Origin of the sequence: Bradyrhizobium archetypum (genome assembly GCF_013114835.1) — a bacterium.
Classification (GTDB): Bacteria; Pseudomonadota; Alphaproteobacteria; order Rhizobiales; family Xanthobacteraceae; genus Bradyrhizobium; species Bradyrhizobium archetypum.
Map to the genome: position 1 here is coordinate 1 of NZ_JAAVLW010000021.1, position 20,499 is coordinate 20,499.

A 20,499-nucleotide genomic window follows, 5' to 3' on the forward strand; every position below is an offset into this window, starting at 1 on the left:
CGGGATCGCAAAGCGGTCGCCGCCGGCTTCGACGATCAGCGCCGAGACGATCGCCAAGGTCAGCGGGATCTTGATGGTGACCGAAGAGCCCTCGCCGGCGACGCTCTTGATGTCGATGGTGCCGCCGATCTGGTCGATATTGGTGCGCACCACGTCCATGCCGACGCCGCGGCCGGAGACCGAGGTGACCTGCGCGGCGGTGGAGAAGCCCGGCGCGAAGATGAACTTGTGGATCTGGGCTTCGGTCATCTTCTCCAGCTCGGCCTCGGTGACGAGGCCGTTCTGCAGCGCCTTGGCCTTGATCCGCTCGGTGTTCAGACCTCTACCGTTATCCGCAATGCAGATGATGATGTGGCCGCCCTCGTGATAGGCCGACAGCCGGATGGTGCCCTGCTCGCCCTTGCCGGCGGCGAGCCGCTCGGCCGGGGTCTCCAGGCCGTGGTCGGCGGAGTTGCGCACCATGTGGGTCAAGGGGTCCTTGATCAGATCGAGCACCTGGCGGTCGAGCTCGGTGTCGGCGCCGTGCATCTCCAGTTCGATCTGCTTGCCGAGTTCGCCGGAGAGGTCGCGCACGATGCGCGGCAGCTTCTGCCAGGCATTGCCGATCGGCTGCATCCGCGTCTTCATGACGCCTTCCTGCAGCTCGGCGGTGACGTTGGAGAGCCGCTGCAGCGGCACCTTGAACTCGGTGTCCTCGTTGCGGCGGGAGATTTCCAGGAGCTGGTTGCGGGTCAACACCAGCTCGGAGACCATGGTCATCAAATGTTCGAGCGTGTCGACGTTGACGCGGATCGACTGGTTGGCGATCTTGTCGGCGACCTCGCCGTCGGCATCCATGGCAACCGGCTTGCGGGCCGGCTTTGCCTTTACTTCCTTGGCGTCCGGCGCCGGCGCAGCCTTGGCGACAGGTGCCGGCGCCACTTCGGTCGCGGTCTCGCGGAAGGCGCGCTCGAGGTCGTCGAGCGAAACTTCGCCCGGACGCAACGGGCGTTCCAACACCTGCTCGACCAGCGTGCCTGCGGTGACCGCGGGCTTCGCCGGCGGTGCGGCCACGACGGGCGCAGGCGCGGGTTCAGGGGGTGCTTCGGCCGTATGGTGACCGCCCTCGGCCATCGCATGCAGTTGCTCGATCAGGTCTTCATCGGTGCCCTCGGGCTCGGTCTCGGTCGCTTCCAGGCCGGCGAGGATTTCCTTGATGCGGTCAATCGAGGACAGGATCAGCGTGACGGCCTCGGCCTTGACCGGCATGCCGTCGCGGAATTTGCCCATCAGGGTCTCGCCGGCATGGGCCAGCGCTTCCAGCCGCGGCAGGCCTAGGAAGCCGCAGGTGCCCTTGATGGTGTGGACCAGGCGGAAGATGTTATCCAGGATCTTCGCGTCGCTCGGGTCCTGCTCGAACCGCACCAACTGATTGTCGACCGTATCCAGGCTCTCGCTGGTCTCGGTCAGGAACTCCCGCAACAAATCATCCATGAAACTGGCCTTCGTACGCACCGGCACGCGACATCGACGCGCCTTACGGAACAGGGCCAGCTTCTATGCAAAGCGTTTAATATTGGTTGAGCAAAGGGAAAAGAACGGGATCAACAAAGAGATAAGACGGCAGAAATGAAATCTGCCGCCTGTTTTCCACGCTTGGTTAACCATGTTTGCGCGTTAGGGCGTCTTCAGGAAGCGGTGACGATCACCTTTTCACCGTCGGGCACAAGCGTCACGCTCAGTCCGCACGCCTGCGCCAACAGGCGCGTATAGTAAGGCTGCACCGCATGTGCATCGACGGTCGCCGCCGAACTCGCGCTCAGGAGATCAACGATATTCTGCGGCACGCGGGCATTCAGGCCGGATGAGGTGACGCGAAAGCTCATCGTCTCGCCCTCGCCGATCGGATCGATCGTCAGCGTGCCGCCGCGCGGGATCGTCTGCTGTGCAATGATCAGCATGTTCAGAAGCAGCTTCACGCGGTTCTTCGGCAGCAACAGGCGCGGCAGATTCCAGGTCATGGTGATCTTGCCGTCCTCGATATGGCCGCGCGCCATGGTCTGGGCATCGCCGAGGTCGATCTGGGCGCCCGAGGAGCCCGCAGCACCGAATGCCAGGCGGCAAAACTGCAATCGCGCGGAGGCGGTCTTGGCGCTCTTGCGGATCAGGTCGAGTGCGAAATCGCGGTCTTCGGGCTTCGGGTTGTCGTCCAGCACCTCAAGCCCATTGACGATGGCGCCAACCGGGCTGATGAGATCGTGACAGACTCGCGAGCACAACAGCGCCGCAAGTTCGAGGGTATCGGGAGCCGGACCGGGAGACGAAGTGCCAGACATCATGGGTTCCTGGAAAGCCGCCGCGCCCCAATTGCCGGCGGGCCGTTACGAATCACGCGTGCCTATCGGTGATACACTGCGCAGCCCTGTGCTGCCAGCACGGGGCGGCAATGGTAAGGCAGGACGAACAGCAAATAGGCCCCGCTCATGAATGAGGCACGCACCATACTCGATCACGACGCGGCCGCGGCCCTGATCGAACCGCTGACCGAGATCGTGATCCGGGCCGGCGTCGCCATTCTTGCCGTCAATCGTTCCGCTATGAGCGTTGACGGTAAGATCGACGGATCGCCGGTAACTGAGGCGGACCTGGCCGCCGACCGTATCATCGCCGAAGGCCTCGCGCAGGCTGCACCGACGATACCGTCGCTGTCGGAGGAGCGTGTGCAGCCGGATGCGCTGCCCGATGTGGAAAGCTTTTTCCTGGTCGACCCGCTCGACGGCACCAAGGAATTCGTTGCCGGCCGTAAGGAATTCACCGTCAATCTGGCGCTGGTGACCCACGGAACTCCGTTGCTCGGCATCGTCGGCGCGCCGGCGCTGGGGCTGGTCTGGCGCGGCCTCGTCGGTCGCGGCGCAGAACGGCTGACGCTGGGCAAAAGCGAGCCCTTGATCGAACGGTTGCACACCCGTCCCAGCCCGCCGCGCGGGGAGCCATGGACGGTCGCAGTCAGCCGCCTGCATGGCGATGCCAGGACCGAAGCCTTTATCGCCGAACGACCGGGCGCCATCAGGTGCGCGCTTGGTTCGGCGGTCAAATTCGGCAGGGTCGCCGAAGGCCGGGTCGATATCTACCCGCGGCTGTCTCCGACATCGGAATGGGACGTCGCCGCGGGCCACGCGGTCGTCACGGCCGCTGGTGGCCGGATCACGGATTCAAAGGGCGCACCGCTGGTCTTCGGCACGGGACGGAGCGGCTTCATCGTCCCGGAATTCATCGCCTGGGGCGATCCGAAAGCGGTGCCGTTCGCAAGCTCGTAGCAGGGCGAGCCAACGGGTCGCCCGGCTACGGTGGCTTGCTTACTGCGCCAACCCTTGCTCGAGCACCGGCCAGCGCGTGGTGGCTTCTTTCAGATAGCGCGCCGGCTCGGCGGCGAACGCATCGCGGTTTTCCTCGCGGCCAAACAAATAGAGCCGCTGCCCCACAACCGCAAAAAGGCGCGGGTTGCCCGCGTAGGTCACCCCTCGTCCCAGATCGACTGGGTCGTAGCCGCCGAACTGAGGCCCGTAAATTTCCGGATGCGCCACGAAAGAGGCGCGATTGCCCTCGTTGCGGAAGCGCCAGACCGCGCCACCTCCACGAGCCTCGAAATCAGGCAGCCCCGGGAGAGCCATGGATTCGGTGAAGTAGGCGACAGGATCGAAGCCACCGATGGCGAGGCCGGAATACCGGTTGACCACAATCCGCTCGGTGGTCGCGGCGCGCGCGGCAAAATCCAGGCCAGCAACGACAAAAAAGCTTGCCAATAAGGCAAAAAGGGCCATTTGGGGGCGCGAACCGTATCTTTCCTGCCGTTGTGCCGTCATAGTTGGTGCCGATAACATGCGAGTCGAGGGGACACTGGGCGCAACCTAGAGCCATGCTTGTTGGCGTCAGGTTAAGGCGGCGGCCAGAATTTCGATGCCAGGGGTTCTTTCATGACGTTTGCTTCACGCCTTGCTGCGGTGACGTTCGCCGCGCTGATGTGCTGGACCGTGCCGGCTTCCGCACAGCAGCCGCCACCGGCTTACCCCGCACAGCCGCCGCCGGGGCCTGGGCCGTACCCGCCACCGCAGCGCCAGCCGGGACCTGAGACCTTCGGACCGGAAGAACTGGTGTCGGCCGGACACAAGTTCTTCGGCAACGTCTCGCGCGGCCTCGCTTCCGTCATCGAGCGGGCGGTCAGCCAATGGGGCTTGCCTAACGGCTATGTGCTCGGCGAGGAAGGCTCAGGCGCTTTTGTGGCAGGCCTGCGATATGGCGAAGGCACGCTCTACACCAAGAACGCCGGCGATCTCAGGGTCTATTGGCAGGGACCGTCGGTCGGCTTCGACTGGGGCGGCGACGGTGCGCGCACCATGACGCTGGTCTACAACCTGCCCGCCACCAACGCGATCTACCAGCGCTTCGTCGGCATCGACGGCTCCGCCTATATCGTCGGCGGCTTCGGCATGACCGCGCTGACTGCCAACAACATCGTGCTGGTGCCGATCCGCTCCGGCATCGGCTTAAGGCTCGGCGCCAATGTCGGCTATCTCAAATATACACCGCGCGCGACCTGGAACCCCTTCTGAGTCACGTTTCCAAGCATCAGCGCGCATCCCCAGGCGGATTCAGGTTAACGCGGCATTGGGCTGGCGCAGGCACGGCCGGGCATGGCATTGTGATTAACGAATCCTAACCTCGTGTGGAGTGACCATCGATGATCGAACCGATCATGTATCTGGCGATCGGTTTTCTGGTCTCCATGCTATTCGGCCTGATGATCGTGCCGCTGGTGCACAATCGTGCGGTGCGGCTGACGACGCGGCGGCTCGAGGCGGCAACCCCGCTGTCGATGGCCGAGATCCAGGCCGACAAAGATCAGTTACGCGCGGAATTCGCGATGTCGGCGCGGCGGCTCGAAATGAGCGTCGAGCAGCTCAAGAACAAAACAACCAGCCAGCTCGCCGAACTCGGCAAGAAGAGCGATGCGATCAACCGTTTGAAGATCGAGCTCGGCGAAAAGAACGCCACCATCTTCACGCTCGAAGCGCGCGAAAAGGCGATGAAGGAGCAGTTGCGCGCCACCGAGGAGGAATTCGCGGCCAAGACCGAGCTGTTGCGCAACGCCGAACAGGCGCTGACCGACAAGCAGGCGGAGCTCGCCCGGATCAATCACGAATTGAACGACCGTTCGATGACGGCGGACAGCCGCCAGGTCGAGCTGGTCTCGGTGCGCACGCAGATCGAGGAGCTGAAGGGCCGCGTTGGCGATGCGGAAAAGGAATTTTCAGCAACCCAGGCCCGCCTGGCGCAAGAGCGCGCCGAGTCCGAGCACGCGAGCCGTGAACTTTCGGAAGCGCGCGGCCGCGTCGAAAGCTTGAGCCAGCGCGTCACCGATCTCGACCGGCAATTGATCGTCCAGGTCAAGGAAGCCGAGATGCTCGGCAACCGCGTCAACGATCTCGAGGCGCGGCTGGCGACGCAGGGCAAGCTCCTGGCCGAACGCGAATACGAAAACAACCAGCTCCGGCAGGCGAACGAAAACGCCGAACGCGCTGCGCGCGAACTGCGCGAGGAGCTCGCAGGCATGAGCGGCGGCAAGTCGTCGGTCGTCGAAAAATTGCGCGCCGAGAAGGCGGCAGTGGAAGAACAGCTCCGCCTCGCCCGCGACGAACGCGCGAAACTGCAGCGTGACCTAAACGCGATCCAGCAGCAGGCGGAAAGCTCCTGGCAGACCGAGCGGATGGAAAATGCGCTGTTGCGCGAGCGCATCAACGACATTGCCGCCGAGGTCGCCAAGCTCGCCATGCAGCTCGAGGGACCGAATTCGGCGATCGAGGCCATGCTGGCTGCGGAACCGGCGATGCCCGCCAAGCCCGCCAATGATGTCGCCGGCACCGCCCCTGCCATGTCGGAAGGCGGCGGCACGCTGGCCGAACGCATCCGTGCGCTGCAGTCGCACGCGTCGCGGGCCCGCCAGCAGGGGGCGTAAATCCCCTGCCCGGCCCGAAAACGCGACGTTACGGCGCGACTGATCGCTTGACACTATGGGTCGGTACTTCGTAAATCGCGGGCTCTGACAGCGCATGATCCGGAAAAGCGGACACCGGTTTTCCGAGAAGATCATGCTGAAATAAAACGGCTTATTGTTCGCCCACATTTCCCGGACGCATAGCTCAGCGGGAGAGCGTTCCCTTCACACGGGAGAGGTCCAAGGTTCGATCCCTTGTGCGTCCACCATCCAAAAGCCCCGCCATGACGGGGCTTTTTGCATTTTGGAACCAGGCCTCGGAATAAGAAAGGGGTCGCTCAACGGCGTCTCTTGTTTTAGCCAATGCGGTTGCGCCACTCCTGGCACAACCACGCTGTCGAATTTTCATGGGTGGCTAAACCAGCGATCAGGCATGCGGGTTGACAACCGTGTACCCGCGTAACGAACGCGCGTGAATCCTCGTTGCGTGGCCGCCCGAGTTCGCATCGTATGCCATCCACGTATCGCCTTCGACATGTCGTTCCAGAACGAAAACGTGGCCACGTCGCGCAGCGACCATTCCGGGTGCCGGCGATGTCCGTGGAAAGCGCAACCAGTTGGATGCGAGATTTAGACCGGGGATGATCCGACCGAAGACGCGGAGCGACGCGCCGCAGCCGCAGAATGAGCGGGGGCAACCGGCCGGGCGACCGCCGATCGTTTGGGCGCGATCGATACTTACGTCTGCCAATTCGCGACGGTAGCTCTGTGCAGTCCCTTGATAGGCATAAGAACCGATCCGCTCACGATGCGGCTGCGAAAACGAAAAATCGCAGGGCATGGTCACATTGCATTCGGCGATTTGACCGATGCGGGAAGGACGGGCCTCCGAAGCGATCGACCCGATTACAACAAGGACAGACGCAACGACGACTTGTTTGAGCATGCAGGACTCCGGATTAAATGGTCCTGCCCCGCAATCACAAGCCAATAACAGTTTGGCAAAAATGCGTTTTAGAGCGGCCCCTGGTCCGGTGCGTGGAACCTTCAACCGCATCTGAACGCCTGGTTCACAACGTGTTCATTTGCATTGCCGTTAATTATTCGCAGGAGGATCTGACATGACAAATGCGAATAATCGCTTCGATGCGATCGATGTTGTCGTTGACTGGATCGACGCCTGCAAGCAGCGACGCCTCGATGCGCTATTGGACTTGTATGACGATGCCGCCACCGTCGAATGCTGCGAGGACGGCCGCTTCAATGGCCGATCGGACATGGAGCGATATTGGCGGCCACGGCTCGCCAAGGCGCGAAACAACGCGTTCGCCATTGACGTGTTGATTCCGGAGGTGGACGGCATTGCACTGGATTATCGCGGTTACGACGGAAGGATCATGAGAACGCACTTCCGATTCACGCAATCCGGCAAGATCCGGTTCACGGCGTGCGAACCTGTAAAATCCACCGCGTGGCGACGGACGATCGGCCATTAATGTGAGGCCGCTCAGCGGTCAGCGTGATGCTGCAATTCGTTGCGCCGACGGTGCGCGCTCGTGCTGCTCGGCCTGTTGACCGCGCAAGGCAGGCTTGCTCGTCGCCGGCAGCACGCCGGCACAGAGATAGCCCAGGTCAGATCCCGAGCACCCATATCGCAACAATGGTGCCCAGCGTCGCTAGCCCGCTGATGGTCCATCCGGTTGCGTAAGAGAACTCATCATCGCTGGTGCCGCGCATTTCGTCGGCCCCGGTGGTTGCTGACCGCCACTGCATGGCATCGCTCCAGAAAGCCTGCCCGCAAGCGATAACGTCGGTCCGGCGCTCCCGGTTCCGCTCTGATGTTGGCGGCCGCCAAAGAGACGGCGCACCGGTCTGCAATTACCTGCGATTAGACGAAGGAAAGCCGGCGTGCGTCGGCCGGCGCGATATCCTTTTCGTCGCCGACGATGATGGTGACCTTCCACCCCTCGCTGGCCCAGACCCGCGCCTTGGCGACAGCCACGAGCATGCTGCTTCGGTCCATCCTGACGGTCTCGTCCTTGCGTTCCGCCACGATCCTGTACGCCATCCCTACCACCCCTCAACGCCGGTACTACTACGGGAATTGTCGGGTACGGCTTTGGCCGCAATTGGCCAACAATTTGTCCAATCGGGGGCGCTGTTAACGGCGGAAACGCGGTTTTGACGGCTGTTTTGGCCCTATTTGGCGGCTTTTCGCAGCGGTAGCGCCGGTTTTGTCACCCCATCGAGCCCGGTCAGCATCAGGACTGTCAGCAGCGCGTTCTGCGGGCCGTACCAGGCGTTGGTCGGCTTGTACCATTCGTTGCGCGAGTGCCAGTTGCCGCCCTCACCGCCGCCGCCGATGGTGACGGCGGGAATGCCGAGCGACATCGCGATGTTGGAGTCGGTCGAGGAGCCGGCAAAAGTTGGCCGCGGGCCCTTGGTCACGGCCGAGACCGCGCGTTGCGTGGCCTTCACGATCGGCGAATCCATTGGCACGATGCCCGCGGGACGGTCGCCGATCATTTTTGCCTCGACGCTCATCTTGTCGGACTTCCAGCGGGCGTTCTCGTCAGCGACCGCCTCCTTGACGAGCTCAAGCAGCCGCGCCTCGAGCTTCAAGAGCTCGTCGGTCGAGTTCGAACGCATGTCGACGGCCATCCGCGCTTCCGCGGCGATGGCATTGACCGAGGTGCCGCCGGTCACGGTGCCGACGGTGAACGTGGTCTTGGGATCGGACGGCGGCTGCAACTCCGCGATCTTCGCGATCGCCCGGCCCATCGCGTGGGTCGCGCTCGGCAATCCGAATTCCTGGAACGAGTGGCCGCCGGGGCCCTTGAAGATGAACTCGTAGCGATGGCTGCCGGTCGCCTGGTTGACTACGCGGGTGATGCCGAGCCCGTCGATCGAGATGAAGCCGTCGATGTCGGTGTGATCGCGGAACAGCGCCTTCACGCCGCGGAGATTGCCAAGCTCCTCCTCGCCGACCGTGCCGACGAACAGGATGTCGCCGACGGTCGCAATCTGATTCTCGTTCATCGCCTTGATCAGCGATAGCAATGCGGCAAGGCCGCGTGAATCGTCGCCGATGCCGGGAGCGACGATCGCGCCGTCCTTGTCCTTCACGGTGACGTCGGTGCCCTCAGGGAATACCGTGTCGAGATGTGCCGACACCACGAGCTTAGGACCGCCGCCGCTCCCCTTGCGCAGCGCGAGCACATTGCCTTCGGCATCGATCGACACATCCTTGAGGCCCAGCTCCTGCATCCGCTTCTGATAATATTCGGCGCGGGCCTTTTCCTTGAACGGCGGCGCCGGGATTTCGGTGATGCGCTTCTGTTCGGCAAAGGTCCGCTCATCGTCGGCCTTGATGTCGTCGAGCATGTTGACGACCTTGGGATGGGCGAGAATGGCGTCGAGCTCGGGCATGGAAACGTCTTGCGCCCGAACCTGCTGCACCAGCGCATGCTGCGCGACGGCGACGAAGGCGACGGCCAGGATCGATCGGCTAAGTGTCATCAAGATTCTCCGTTTGCAGGTTTCATCCTGCGCTTAAGCCCGCATCTTTCAGCCGCCCCGCAAACCAGATGGACAGGGTCTGGTCGAGGGCGCCGCTGGTATAGACTTCCGACATCGTGACCTGCTTCTTGTCCAACGTCAGCAGCAGGCCGATCCAGTAGGCAAACCACAAATGCGGATCGGTCAGCGCCCGCAGCTTGTGCTGGTCATGTTCGAGCGGCTGGTGGTTGGCCGACTTGCGCACTTCGACGGCAAGCAGATTGTTCGGAATGGCGCGCTGGTGCACCACGATATCGGGATAGATGGATTTGGCGAGGTGGTCGTCGCTCGAGACGATGGAGCCGTGCGGCAGCCGCAGCGTGCGGTCGCCGAGCCGGTCATACTCGCAATCGATCTCCCAGCCCGAAAACTGCGCTTCAAAATGCACCGCAAGCCGGTGCGTCAGCGCGCGTTCGCCGACATCCTTTTCGAGCAGGAAGGCTTCGCGGGCATAGAATTCGTGAAGTGCGTTGATGACCTTGTTCAGCTCGGTCTGCATGGCGCCTCCCACGAAGGCGAGCGGTATCGGCCGCCCTACATCTGCACTTCGATCAGCCGAGGTCCCGGTTCCGCGACGGCCTCCGCCAGCGCCTTGTTGAAGTCGTCGGCGTTCGCGACCGCACGGCCGGGCACGCCCATGCCCTTGGCGAGCGCGACGAAGTCGAGGTCCGGGCGATCGATCTTGAGCATGTCCTGCGCGCGCTGTCCGGGCTGGCCCGCGCCGACGCCGTCGAATTCCCCCCGCAGGATCTGGTAGATCTTGTTGGCGAAGACGATCGTGACGACGTTGAGGCCTTCGCGGGCCTGCGTCCACAGCGATTGCAGCGTGTACATCGCGCTGCCGTCGCCGACCATGCAGATCACCTTGCGGTCCGGGCATGCGACCGCGGCACCGGTCGCGACCGGCGTCGAGAAGCCGATCGAGCCGCCCATGTTCTGCAGCCAGTCGTGCGGGGCGGCCGCCGCGGTCGGCGGAAAGAAGCCGCGGCCGGTGGTGATGGATTCATCGACTACGATGGCGTTTTCCGGGATCGCCATCGCAATGGCCTGCGCGATCGAGGCATGCGTCAGCGCGCCGGTCGGTTTGGCGAGTTCGACCAGCTTCTGCGGCTGCCGGTCCGACGGTTGCGCGTGAAGCGCGCCGGCCAGCGCTTCCAGCGCGGCGACGGAATTTTCCGCGCCCGAGGTCATGCGATGCACTTCGCAGCCCTGCGGTTTGAGCATGCTCGGCTTGTTCGGATAGGCGAAGAAGGCGACGGGATCGTTGGCCTCGACCAATACGATGTTCCTGAAATCCTTCAGGATCGGCAGCGCCTGCTCGATCACATACGGGATGCGGTCGATCGAGAAGCGGCCGCGGCCGCGCGCCATGCGCGGGTTATAGGTCTGGCCCATCACCTTGCAGCCGGTCTTGCCCGCGATCTGGGCAGCCAGCGCCAGCCCATGCTCGGTCAGCGCGCTGCCGGTCATCAGAAGCAGCGTCGACGCGCCGCCGTTGCGCAGCACTTTTGCGGCATGGTCCACGGACTGCGCGGAATAATTTGCGCGCTGGCTGTTCACCGGCACCTGGGCAATGCCATCGGCCTCGTTCCAGGCGGTATCGGCGGGAAGAATCAGGGTGGCGATCTGCGCAGCTTTGGCTGCGGCGATCGCGGCCGCGCCGTCGGCGGCGACCGACTGGGCATCCGGCGAAGTCCGCACCCAGCCTGACATCGGCCGCGCGAGCCCTTCGATGTCTGATGTCAGCGGCGCGTTGTAGCCGATGTGATAGGTCGCGTGCTGGCCGACGATATTGACGATGCCGGAATTGGCCTTCTTGGCGTTGTGAAGATTGGCGAGCCCGTTGGCGAGGCCGGGCCCGAGATGCAGCAGCGTCGAGGCCGGCGCGCCCTTCATGCGGTAATAGCCGTCGGCAGCGCCCGTCACCACGCCCTCGAACAGACCGAGCACGCAGCGCATTCCCTCGACCCGGTCCAGTGCGGCGACGAAATGCATCTCCGAGGTGCCAGGATTGGTAAAGCAGACGTCGACACCGCCCGCGACCAATGTCCGCACCAGACTTTCCGCACCGTTCATGGCCTTCGTTCCCTTCGCGCTTCGTTTTCTTGGAGCCGCCGACGATCAAACATTGTTCGCACGTTTCGTCAAAGGTTTAGCGGAACAATGCAGCCATCGCTTAGGGCATGTTGCCTTTTTTCATCGCGGCGTCTGAAAATGGCTGTGGTCACAGGCTCGTTGCTTGCACGGCAGCCGCAATTATGGCCTGTCTCCGCCTGCATATTCAGATTTTTTCGCGAGGGAGAAAAATGATCCGGGCTTTTGCTTTGCTGTTTGCGGCAATCACGATGGTGGTGGGGACCGGCCACGCGCAGGCCCAAAATCTCTTTTTCTTTGAAGACTCGCGCGACATCATGGGCGGCGGCCCCGGTTTCTTCCGACCTGGCATGCCCAGCGGTGCAAGCCCGATCCCGCGCCAGACGGTGTACTTCGCCAGCAATTACAGACCCGGCACGATTCTCATCGATACCGCCGAGCGACGGCTCTATCTCGTGCTCGGCAACGGCCATGCGATCCGCTACGGCATCGGCGTCGGCCGGGACGGTTTCCGATGGAGCGGAACCCACCGCATCACCGCGAAAAAGGAATGGCCGAGCTGGACGCCGCCGGCTCAGATGCTGCGGCGCCGACCCGACCTGCCGCGGCACATGCCCGGCGGCATCGACAACCCGCTCGGCGCGCGCGCGATGTACCTCGGCTCGACGCTCTACCGCATCCACGGCTCCAACGAGCCCGAGACGATCGGACAGGCAGTCTCGTCCGGCTGCTTCCGGATGACCAATGAGGACGTGACCGATCTCTATAGCCGCGTGTCCATCGGCACCACCGTCATCGTGAGGAATTAGGCGATAGCCATCGCGGAATTGGGCGGTCGTGCGCAAGCGCGTGATCGAGCCTTTCAAGCCTTGCGCGTACGCGCCGATTGCTGCAGCGTCGTTTGAATGCGCACGCCCCGCCGATATCAGCACCTATGGACGCTTGCTGTCGCCCTGGGCGTAGTCGTGCTGGGCGACGTCGCCGTGCCATCAGCGGCGGCCGGCGAGATGGCGGCGATCGCGCAGCGTCAGCGCACCGAGAAAAAGATCTTCACCGACAACGAGATCGTCGAGGGCTTCCTGAAGATCGCCTTCGGCGCTGAATATCATCTCGCCGGCCGCGTCGACCGCATCCGCAAATATGACGGGCCGGTGCGGGTGTTTGCCGACGGCACCCGCGCCGACCGCAAGGCGCAGCTTTCGAAGATCGTCGCCGACATTGCCGCGCGCATTCAGCACCTCGACATCGCCATGGCGACAAGCCTCGAAGACGCCAATGTCCAGGTCAAGCTGGTGCGCGACCGCGACCTCCAGCGCACCATCGCAACCTTCTATGGCAGCGAGCGGGCGCGCGAGATCCGTTCTTCGCTCGACCCGCAATGCCTGTCGGGCTTTCGCAAGAACGAGAAATTCGAAATCGAGCGCTCCGACGTGATCCTCACCGTCGACAATGGCGACTTCGTTTTCTTCGACTGCGCCTATGAGGAATTGCTGCAGTCGCTGGGACCGATCAACGATACCTCAACGGTGCCCTGGACCATGTTCAACGACAATGTGTCGATGGGCTATTTCGACGTCTACGACCAGTATCTCTTGAACCTGCTCTACGATCCGAGGATCAAGCCCGGCATGACGGTGCAGGAGGTCAAGGCGGTGCTGCCGGACGTGCTGGCCGACGTGCGCGCCTTCGTCCGCAAGGTCAACAACCTGCCGCAGTGACGGGTAGCAGCGGCGAGCCGCCAATATGTCGGAACACCCGCCCGGCTGGTGGGACGTCCGGCTGGGCCCGCTTCGCCGCGGACAGCCGTTGCGGGGCTCCAAGGCCTCGCGACCCCGCGCTATCCACCTTTCCAATGACAACGCAAAGTTTTACCAATGAAAGGTTGTGACTTCCAAGAGCAAATCCTGTCTAATGGGGTTTATGGGCGCCTGTCATAAGCTTTTGAAATGAACGACCTGCCTCGGATCCAGGCCTTGCGCTGCTTCATCACCGTGGCCCGAGAGGGCACGGTGTCGCGCGCGGCCACCCTGCTGCACCTCACCCAGCCTGCCGTCAGCCTGCAACTCAAGGGACTGGAGGAGAGCACCGGGCTGCAGCTTTTCAACCGCACGCCGGGCGGCTTTACGCTGACGGAGGCCGGCGCAGCCCTGCTGCCGCTGGCGCACCGGACGGTGTCGGCGTCGGCGGATTTCAGGACTGCGGCGGACTCTTTACGCGAATCGATGCGGGGCACGCTGCGCGTCGGGACGATCCTGGATCCGGAGTCGATCCGGCTCGGCCCGTTCGTACGCAGCCTCGCCACGTCCTCGAGAAAGACCGAAGTCTTTCTCCGCTACGGCATGAGCGACGATGTGCTGGCGCAGATCGGCCGGGGTGAGCTCGACGTCGGATATTATATCGACGCTACGCCCGCCGAATGCCTCGCCTCGGGAACGCTGTCTGAACGGACCATCGACGATGCCAGGTTCCAGTTCATGGCGCTGATGCGCTTCGACTACCGCGTGATCGCCCCTCGCGAATGGAGCGGCAAGGTGCTGGGAAAGGACTGGGCCGGCCTGATCGACCTGCCGTGGATTGCGACACCGCACGCTTCGGCACAGCGCCGTCTGCTCGACCACGTCTTCCGGCCGATGGGTGCGCTGCCCAAGCGCGGCGCCTTCGCCGACCAGGAAGACGCCGTGATCGGCCTCGTCGAATCCGGCCACGGCCTCAGTCTTGTCCGCGACTGCGTGCTCAACCGCGTCACGCGCAATCGGAATTTCGTGATTGCCGACAAGGTGGCGCTGACCTGCGACCTCGGTTTCGTCTGCCTGACGTCACGGCGCCACGAGCCGATGATATCGCAGGCCTTCTCGGCTATGCAGACGGTATGGGACTTGAAGGCAGGTGACACAGCGCCTGCGCCGGTCGAGGCGAGATCGCGGAAAAGCGCGCGGCGCTAGGTACGTGCTCATAAATTCGTCATCTCCGCTTCGCCCCGAAAGCGAACGCGATACCGCGTTGCTGCGAAATGACGCGAAGGGCCAATTGCCGACAAAACAGTCAGATTTCCCCGGTTCGGGTCGAAACAAGCCGAATAGAGGCAGGACCTTCTATGTTGGCGCTAACATACTTTTGCGCGGCCGGAATGAGAGTTTCCACGGCGGATTTATTGTACGAGGGATGCTTCGGATTTAGGTGCAAGCTAGTTTCGACGATCATCACCTGGGTAATCCCGGAGGGTAGAACCTCAACGGCGAATGATACGAAAGATACGTGCGGAGCTTTGAAAGGCATTGGAGCCGCCCTCACTGACGTCGAACGTAGGTGGCGCCCCATCCAAGGCCGAGTGTGGCGGCGACAAGCGAACCGACGAGTACGCCCAGTTTCGCCGCCCTTAATAATCCCTGATCGGAGAAGGCGAGCATCGAGATGAAGATCGACATGGTAAAACCGATGCCAGCCAGCAGGCCGACCAGACAGACGCCACCCCACGAAACTCCAGGAGCAAGGCGACACCAGCCCAGTCGTACCGCGATCCAAGTCGCGCCGACGACGCCAAGTGGTTTCCCTGTGACCAAGGCAAGCGCGGTGCCCATCATCACCTGATGGCTTCCAGCGGAGAGATCAGCGCCCGTTAAGCTGACGCCGGCATTCGCCAGCGCGAAGATTGGCATGACGCCGTAAGCCACCCACGGATGCATTGCCATCTGCACCCGCGACACCGGCGGCAATATCTCGCGGTGAGCTACGCGAAGGTCTCGCAGCGGTTGCTCCAATAGGTGCGGATCCCTTGCCTTCACCGCATCGCTACTTCGCAACTGTTTGAGCACGCGCGACACTACTTCCAGCGGCGGCTCCCGCATCGGTATGGCGCGTGCCGGAGTTATCAGGCCGAGCACGACACCTGCAAGGGTTGGATGGATCCCGGCGACCATGAACCCAATCCAAACCAAAGAACCGGGCAGTACGTAAAAGGGCGCAGAACCGATCCCAATCCGCTGAAACCCTAAAGCCGCGAGAACGCCAATCGACGCGAGGACGAAACCGCCAAGCTGAAGACTGGCGGTGTAGAAGAGCGCAATGATCAGCACCGCAATGATGTCGTCGATGATCGCCAGAGCAAGCAGGAAGACGCGTACATTGACTGGGATCTTTCGTCCAAGCAGCGCGAGCACCCCGACGGCAAAGGCGATGTCTGTCGCGGTTGGCACGGCCCAACCCTGCCCTCTAGCCGGATCGCCGTTGAGGCTCAGATAGATGAGCGCCGGGACGATGACGCCACCAGTCGCTGCAACCAGCGGCAGAATGGCTTGGTCGAGTCTGCTTAGTGCGCCTTCATGAATCTCGCGCCGAATCTCCATGCCCACGACGAGGAAGAAGACTGTCATCAGCGCGTCGTTGACCCAGAAATGCAGCGACTGGGAAAAGACGTGTTCCCCGACACTGATTGTCAGCGGAAGGTTCCAAAAGGCGTGATAGCTATGAGCGAACGGAGAGTTGGCCCAGATCAGCGCAGCGGCGGCAGCAACAAGAAGCGCGGCACCGCTGATTGCCTCGACATGCAGGAAGCGATGAAGGGTGCTGAGGGCCTGCTCCGCAAGCCGCTGGGCTTTCGGCAGATCGTCAAATGAAGGGCTATCGTTCATGGGGCGCACGCTTTCCGCGTGGCGGCCCGACCATCGCTCGACCTGTCACTGCTCAATGCAGCGAGCACCCAAACGCCGTTATACATCGCGATGGCGACAATTCAACCTTGGAAGAATAACCCGATGCCAATGTCTGTTTTGGGTCATTCTCGCTCGATCCAGCCGGTTTTGTCTGCCGGTTGACGTCCGCTTCACCCCGAAAGCGGCCTTAGCCGATGCTGCCGAACAAGCCCACAGCCGAAGCGATCGGAGGCAAGCCCCGCTTCAACCAAACGCCAGATACTCCAGCGGTATCGATCAGATGTTGGCGCTGCAGATCGATTTCAGCGCCTTCCATTCCTCAGCCGAAAGCAGCGGCGGCCCGCTGGCGGGCGGGTCTTGCCGGCTCATCCGCGCCAGCCGGTCCTCGCTTAAGGGGTGGGTCGAGACGATGGAGAGGCCCTTGCCTTCCTTTCCCGTGACCCGAAGCAGCAATTCCCCGGTCGGCTTCGCCGGCCGGCCGAGCCGGTGCATGACGTCGATGGCAAAACTGTCGGCATTGGTCTCGGCTTCGCGCGAATGGGATGACGTCACCAGTGTGCGCGATCCGAAGATCAGCGCGCTGGAGCCCGTGATGTCGCCGAACAACAGCCCGATCAGGAACGACGTGCCGCCATTGTGGATCAGTCCGCGCATGCTGTCGCGATGCTTGAGATGGCCGAGCTCATGGGCCAGCACGCCCGCGATCTCGTCGGCGTTCTCGGCCTTCGCCAGCAGTCCGTTGAACAGATAGACCTTGCCGCCCGGCAGCGCAAAGGCGTTGGGAACCGGGCTCGACAGCACGCCCGATTGCACCGAGGTATCGAGACCTGCGGATTCGCGGATTGCGGTGACGAGCTTGTCGAAGGCTTTCTGCCCGGCGGGATTGTCGCAAACCCTGGCATCGAACATCGTCTTGACCTGGCTGTCCGCGGCTTCGCCGAGCCGCCGTTCGAACGCTTCGGGCACCAGCGGCGTGAGGCGGTCGGCGATCAGCGGCAGTCCGAACAGCACCACGGCGACGATTGAGGCCGCGGCCGCGATCGACCAGCCGACGATGGCGGCAACGCCGCGGCGGCCGATCATGTGATCATCGATGCTGGTGCAGTGTAACACCAGCTCGCCGGCAAGCCCGGTGTCGCGCACCTCCAGCCGCGCCAGCGCGGGCGCGGTCAGGCAGCTCAGGCGCAGCACGCCGGCCGGGCTATCGGCACGCCGGACATCGGAATAGGCCCACGCCGCCAGCGTCTGCTCGCCCTCATCGATTTCGAGCCGGTCGGCCAGGCGGAGCGTCACCATGCGCCGCCGGCTCGACGTCCCGTCGAAATAGGCCGCCGAACCGCCCGATGACAGATTGGCAGGGATCTGTATGTCGCTATCCATGGCCATAAAAGCTCTTAAGCCTCAAAAGCCGCCGACATCGAGGCCGTCGGCAAAACCTTCGCCGAGCGCGCTGGCCATTCCGCCGCGCGCCGAAACGTTGGCCGCAGTCTCGATACCGCTGACATTGACCGATCCAAGCACCCTGACCCAGAGATCGCGCAACAGATAGACCCGGATCACGATATTCATCGCCAGCGCGAAGACCAGGTAGCCGATGCCGGCGAGCACCAGGAGCGGAATGCTCTTCATGAATTCCTGCGACTTGAAGAACTCGCCGAACGAATCGCCGCTCATGCTGGCGACCAATGCCGCCGAAAGCGCCAGATAGGCCGAGAACACCAATCCGAGCACGACGATCCAGCCGATGACTTTCCAGTACAGGCCGATCAGTGCGCTGCGCGTCAACGACGATTCGACGCGCACGCTTCCGAAGCGGATGCCTGACAGCCACCAGCGCCATTCGATCGCCTTGAACGCGCCATAGATGAAAGGCGCGAGCGGGAATACGTAAAGCGCAATCGGCGTGAGCAGCCACAGCCACCAGCCGCGCTTGAAGAACTCCCAGCCGCGGCCCACGAAGCTGCCTTGCAGATCGCCGTAAAAAGTGTGGCGCATCTTGTAGCGTTCGAGCGCCGCCGTGCGCCACGGCAGCGCCAGGCCGAGCGTCACCGCCGACAGCAGGCCCCACATCGTTGCCCGTGCGGCGTAAGCCCAGCCCGAGCCGGTCATCCAGAACCGCACGCCGCGCCACACCGTGCGTGTCAGGCGGTAGCGCCGCGCCCGGTAGATCGCAAACTGCCCGAATACATAGAAGAACGCGACCAGCGGTATACTGGCAAACGCCTGGATGTGCTCGGCCTCGAGGCCGACGAGAAAATAGCCAAGGTAAACCGGCAACAGGATCGCGAGCGCGACCAGGAATCCGATCAGCAATTCCTTGCCGCGGCCAGTATATTCGGCGGCATCGCCGTCGACCAGCGTGTTGGCCCAGAGATGGCGGCGGATATCGGTGAGCAACCAGAATCGGTAGAAGCCAAGGGTAACGAATTCGAGCCCCGCGCCGCGCTTGACCAGATCAAAGAACTCGCCGCGGCGACCGGAAAACGCCACCGGCATCGGCGGCGGCACGGGCGACAGCGGGGGTGGCGGCACAAGCGGGGGCCAGCTCATCTGGTTCATGGTTCAACTCCAGCGCGATAATAGCGGATCAAACCACAAATTTGTCGGCCGTTGTGTGACCCAGCTCCCACAATCACTTCGTGTCCGTTCCGGGATCATTTGCCGTCGCACGGACGAGAATTCGGCTCTGATGCGTGCGATCGAGAAGTCACGACCATGCATCAACCACACAATAGTCTGTTAATCATTTACTCGCAAAGCTTGCACCAACTGAAATATTGCTCGTGAAATATTGCTTGGCCGGGGGCGTTATGCAGACATTCTTTGGTGTGCAGGCCATGCGCGGGGTCGCCGCGCTGGCTGTCGTCTGCGGACACGCGATAACCGCTCGCTCTGTTTTGGGGACGCAAAGTGCCGCTGAGGGAGCGCTCACCATTCTGGCGAGCGGCGTCGACATCTTCTTCGTCATATCCGGCTTCATCATTGCGACCACGGCCGCGTCGCAAACCGATGCGCTGACCTTCGCTTTCAGAAGAGCCGTTCGAATCTATCCGATGTATTGGCTTGTGCTGCTTGCGGCGTTTGTCAGTTCGCACTGGATCGCACTGTCCCCGGAAGATCGCCCTGCACTAGAGCTTGGCTCGATCTTCGCATGTAGCTTTCCGAACTGGTATAATCTGCCGGCCTGGTCGATAGCTTTTGAAATGCACTTCTACGCTGTTGTGGCGCTGATACTTGCGGTTGCACCGCGCCGCCTTTTCGAACTCTTGTTCGCGGCGCTTGGCCTTTGGGTGATCGCGATCGCTTTTCACTTGCCTCTCGGGATCTATTCGCATCCTCTGATTCTGGAATTCGGCGGCGGGGTCCTTATCGCCTACCTTGTTCGGATCAAGGGAAAGCTGCCTCTGTTGCCGTACATTGGAACGATCTCGGCGGGCTTATTCGCCGCGGGCTGGTACTGGATTTTCGTCCACGGATCGAGCGCCCCTCAATTCGCGCGTGTGCCGACCTACGGTCTTGGTGCCGCCCTCCTCATCTATGCCGTCGTCTCGGCTGAACTCCACGGCGCTTCATTTTCGCCCATCCTGCAATGGTTCGGCAGCATCTCCTATTCGCTCTACATCTCGCATTACTTGCTGATCAAATGGATCGCGAACTTCCCCGAGCTGTGGCAGATTTCTTCAGCCGGCGTTACCGTTGCCAGCATCTTGCTTTCGATCGGCCTCGCGGCGGCGTTGCACTGGCTTGTCGAAGTGCCAACGCTGAATTGGGGTCGCAGGCTCAGCCTGACGGGCAGGAGCGGCCGAATCCCGCTTACCTTCGCCGGGGTTCGCGATCTTCAAAAGCCCTGAACGGATTCGCCAATGCCTGCGCTTTCCGCACGCTGCGGCGAGCCAATTTAACGTGCGCGTAAATCTGTGCGTTACGAAGTCTTCTCGAACAGTTCCCGCCCGATCAGCATGCGGCGGATTTCGCTGGTGCCGGCGCCGATCTCGTAGAGCTTGGCGTCGCGCAGCAGCCGGCCGGTCGGGTAGTCGTTGATGTAGCCGTTGCCGCCCAAGAGCTGGATGGCGTCGAGCGCGCATTGGGTGGCTTTTTCCGCCGCGTAGAGAATGGCGCCCGCGGCATCCTCGCGCGTGGTCTCGCCGCGGTCGCAGGCCTTGGCCACCGCGTAGACATAGGCGCGCGAGGCATTCATCGTGGTGTACATGTCGGCGATCTTGCCCT

Annotated in this window: 21 protein-coding genes and 1 tRNA gene; 9 read left to right on the top strand and 13 right to left on the bottom strand. The window is 62.6% G+C overall.

Going from position 1 to position 20,499, the window contains the following annotated elements; translation table 11 throughout:
- Together HCN50_RS32505 and chpT are read right to left on the bottom strand one after the other, a co-directional pair.
- On the bottom strand, positions 1-1,473 hold a 1,473-nt coding region (locus tag HCN50_RS32505), incomplete at its 3' end, for a chemotaxis protein CheA (protein WP_171713944.1).
- Between the two features lie 194 nt (positions 1,474-1,667).
- Positions 1,668-2,315, bottom strand: a complete 648-nt coding sequence (gene chpT / locus HCN50_RS32510; protein ID WP_171713945.1) for a histidine phosphotransferase ChpT — start codon at positions 2,313-2,315, stop codon at positions 1,668-1,670.
- 147 nt (positions 2,316-2,462) lie between these two features.
- Here chpT and HCN50_RS32515 point away from each other — a divergent pair, with 147 nt between their 5' ends.
- The gene (locus HCN50_RS32515; RefSeq protein WP_171713946.1) at positions 2,463-3,296 is read left to right on the top strand and encodes a 3'(2'),5'-bisphosphate nucleotidase CysQ family protein; all 834 of its coding nucleotides are present in this window, start codon (positions 2,463-2,465) and stop codon (positions 3,294-3,296) included.
- Between the two features lie 39 nt (positions 3,297-3,335).
- Here HCN50_RS32515 and HCN50_RS32520 read toward each other — a convergent pair whose 3' ends face one another.
- Positions 3,336-3,800, bottom strand: a complete 465-nt coding sequence (locus HCN50_RS32520; RefSeq protein ID WP_235977369.1) for a YHS domain-containing (seleno)protein — start codon at positions 3,798-3,800, stop codon at positions 3,336-3,338.
- Positions 3,801-3,953: 153 nt separating this feature from the next.
- On the opposite strand from HCN50_RS32520, the gene HCN50_RS32525 reads away from it, so the two are divergent.
- The 3 genes from HCN50_RS32525 (at position 3,954) to HCN50_RS32535 (ending at position 6,240) form a co-directional block, all read left to right on the top strand.
- Positions 3,954-4,589, top strand: a complete 636-nt coding sequence (locus tag HCN50_RS32525; RefSeq protein WP_171713948.1) for a DUF1134 domain-containing protein — start codon at positions 3,954-3,956, stop codon at positions 4,587-4,589.
- A gap of 128 nt (positions 4,590-4,717) precedes the next feature.
- On the top strand, positions 4,718-5,992 hold the full coding sequence (locus tag HCN50_RS32530; RefSeq protein WP_171713949.1) for a coiled-coil domain-containing protein: 1,275 nt from the start codon (positions 4,718-4,720) through the stop codon (positions 5,990-5,992).
- Between the two features lie 173 nt (positions 5,993-6,165).
- Positions 6,166-6,240: transfer RNA gene (locus HCN50_RS32535), tRNA-Val, on the top strand.
- Between the two features lie 158 nt (positions 6,241-6,398).
- Here the strand turns inward: HCN50_RS32535 and HCN50_RS34925 are convergent.
- Positions 6,399-6,917: a hypothetical protein gene (locus tag HCN50_RS34925; protein ID WP_235977371.1), complete on the bottom strand. Its 519-nt coding sequence runs from the start codon at positions 6,915-6,917 to the stop codon at positions 6,399-6,401.
- A 175-nt stretch (positions 6,918-7,092) separates the two neighbouring features.
- Between HCN50_RS34925 and HCN50_RS32540 the strand changes: the two genes are divergently transcribed.
- Positions 7,093-7,467: a nuclear transport factor 2 family protein gene (locus tag HCN50_RS32540; protein ID WP_171713950.1), complete on the top strand. Its 375-nt coding sequence runs from the start codon at positions 7,093-7,095 to the stop codon at positions 7,465-7,467.
- Positions 7,468-7,603: 136 nt separating this feature from the next.
- Here HCN50_RS32540 and HCN50_RS32545 read toward each other — a convergent pair whose 3' ends face one another.
- The 5 genes from HCN50_RS32545 to HCN50_RS32565 form a co-directional block, all read right to left on the bottom strand.
- Entirely contained in the window at positions 7,604-7,744 is a 141-nt protein-coding gene (locus HCN50_RS32545; protein ID WP_171713951.1) for a hypothetical protein, read from the bottom strand.
- A 115-nt stretch (positions 7,745-7,859) separates the two neighbouring features.
- A complete protein-coding gene (locus HCN50_RS32550; RefSeq protein ID WP_171713952.1) occupies positions 7,860-8,039 on the bottom strand; it encodes a hypothetical protein in 180 nt (59 codons plus the stop codon).
- A gap of 131 nt (positions 8,040-8,170) precedes the next feature.
- Positions 8,171-9,490 carry a M20/M25/M40 family metallo-hydrolase gene (locus tag HCN50_RS32555; RefSeq protein ID WP_171713953.1) on the bottom strand — a complete coding sequence of 440 codons (1,320 nt, stop codon included), beginning with the start codon at positions 9,488-9,490 and terminating at the stop codon, positions 8,171-8,173.
- A 22-nt stretch (positions 9,491-9,512) separates the two neighbouring features.
- On the bottom strand, positions 9,513-10,028 hold the full coding sequence (locus HCN50_RS32560) for a hypothetical protein (RefSeq protein WP_171713954.1): 516 nt from the start codon (positions 10,026-10,028) through the stop codon (positions 9,513-9,515).
- 35 nt (positions 10,029-10,063) lie between these two features.
- A complete protein-coding gene (locus tag HCN50_RS32565; protein WP_171713955.1) occupies positions 10,064-11,605 on the bottom strand; it encodes an acetolactate synthase large subunit in 1,542 nt (513 codons plus the stop codon).
- Between the two features lie 230 nt (positions 11,606-11,835).
- Between HCN50_RS32565 and HCN50_RS32570 the strand changes: the two genes are divergently transcribed.
- The 3 genes from HCN50_RS32570 (at position 11,836) to HCN50_RS32580 (ending at position 14,565) form a co-directional block, all read left to right on the top strand.
- Positions 11,836-12,432: a L,D-transpeptidase gene (locus HCN50_RS32570; protein ID WP_171713962.1), complete on the top strand. Its 597-nt coding sequence runs from the start codon at positions 11,836-11,838 to the stop codon at positions 12,430-12,432.
- 198 nt (positions 12,433-12,630) lie between these two features.
- On the top strand, positions 12,631-13,341 hold the full coding sequence (locus HCN50_RS32575) for a DUF2927 domain-containing protein (protein ID WP_235977373.1): 711 nt from the start codon (positions 12,631-12,633) through the stop codon (positions 13,339-13,341).
- A 228-nt stretch (positions 13,342-13,569) separates the two neighbouring features.
- Entirely contained in the window at positions 13,570-14,565 is a 996-nt protein-coding gene (locus HCN50_RS32580; protein ID WP_171713957.1) for a LysR family transcriptional regulator, read from the top strand.
- Positions 14,566-14,910: 345 nt separating this feature from the next.
- Here the strand turns inward: HCN50_RS32580 and nhaA are convergent, their stop codons facing one another.
- The 3 genes from nhaA to HCN50_RS32595 form a co-directional block, all read right to left on the bottom strand.
- Positions 14,911-16,251 carry a Na+/H+ antiporter NhaA gene (nhaA, locus tag HCN50_RS32585; RefSeq protein ID WP_171713958.1) on the bottom strand — a complete coding sequence of 447 codons (1,341 nt, stop codon included), beginning with the start codon at positions 16,249-16,251 and terminating at the stop codon, positions 14,911-14,913.
- Positions 16,252-16,548: 297 nt separating this feature from the next.
- Complete coding sequence (locus HCN50_RS32590; RefSeq protein WP_171713959.1) at positions 16,549-17,652, bottom strand: M48 family metallopeptidase; 1,104 nt, start codon at positions 17,650-17,652, stop codon at positions 16,549-16,551.
- Positions 17,653-17,673: 21 nt separating this feature from the next.
- Positions 17,674-18,831, bottom strand: a complete 1,158-nt coding sequence (locus HCN50_RS32595; protein WP_171713960.1) for a DUF898 family protein — start codon at positions 18,829-18,831, stop codon at positions 17,674-17,676.
- Positions 18,832-19,082: 251 nt separating this feature from the next.
- On the opposite strand from HCN50_RS32595, the gene HCN50_RS32600 reads away from it, so the two are divergent.
- Positions 19,083-20,123: an acyltransferase family protein gene (locus tag HCN50_RS32600; RefSeq protein WP_171713961.1), complete on the top strand. Its 1,041-nt coding sequence runs from the start codon at positions 19,083-19,085 to the stop codon at positions 20,121-20,123.
- A gap of 71 nt (positions 20,124-20,194) precedes the next feature.
- On the opposite strand, the gene HCN50_RS32605 is transcribed toward HCN50_RS32600, so the two are convergent.
- Positions 20,195-20,499 (bottom strand): acyl-CoA dehydrogenase family protein (locus tag HCN50_RS32605; RefSeq protein WP_283812152.1); only part of this gene is annotated, 305 nt, incomplete at its 5' end.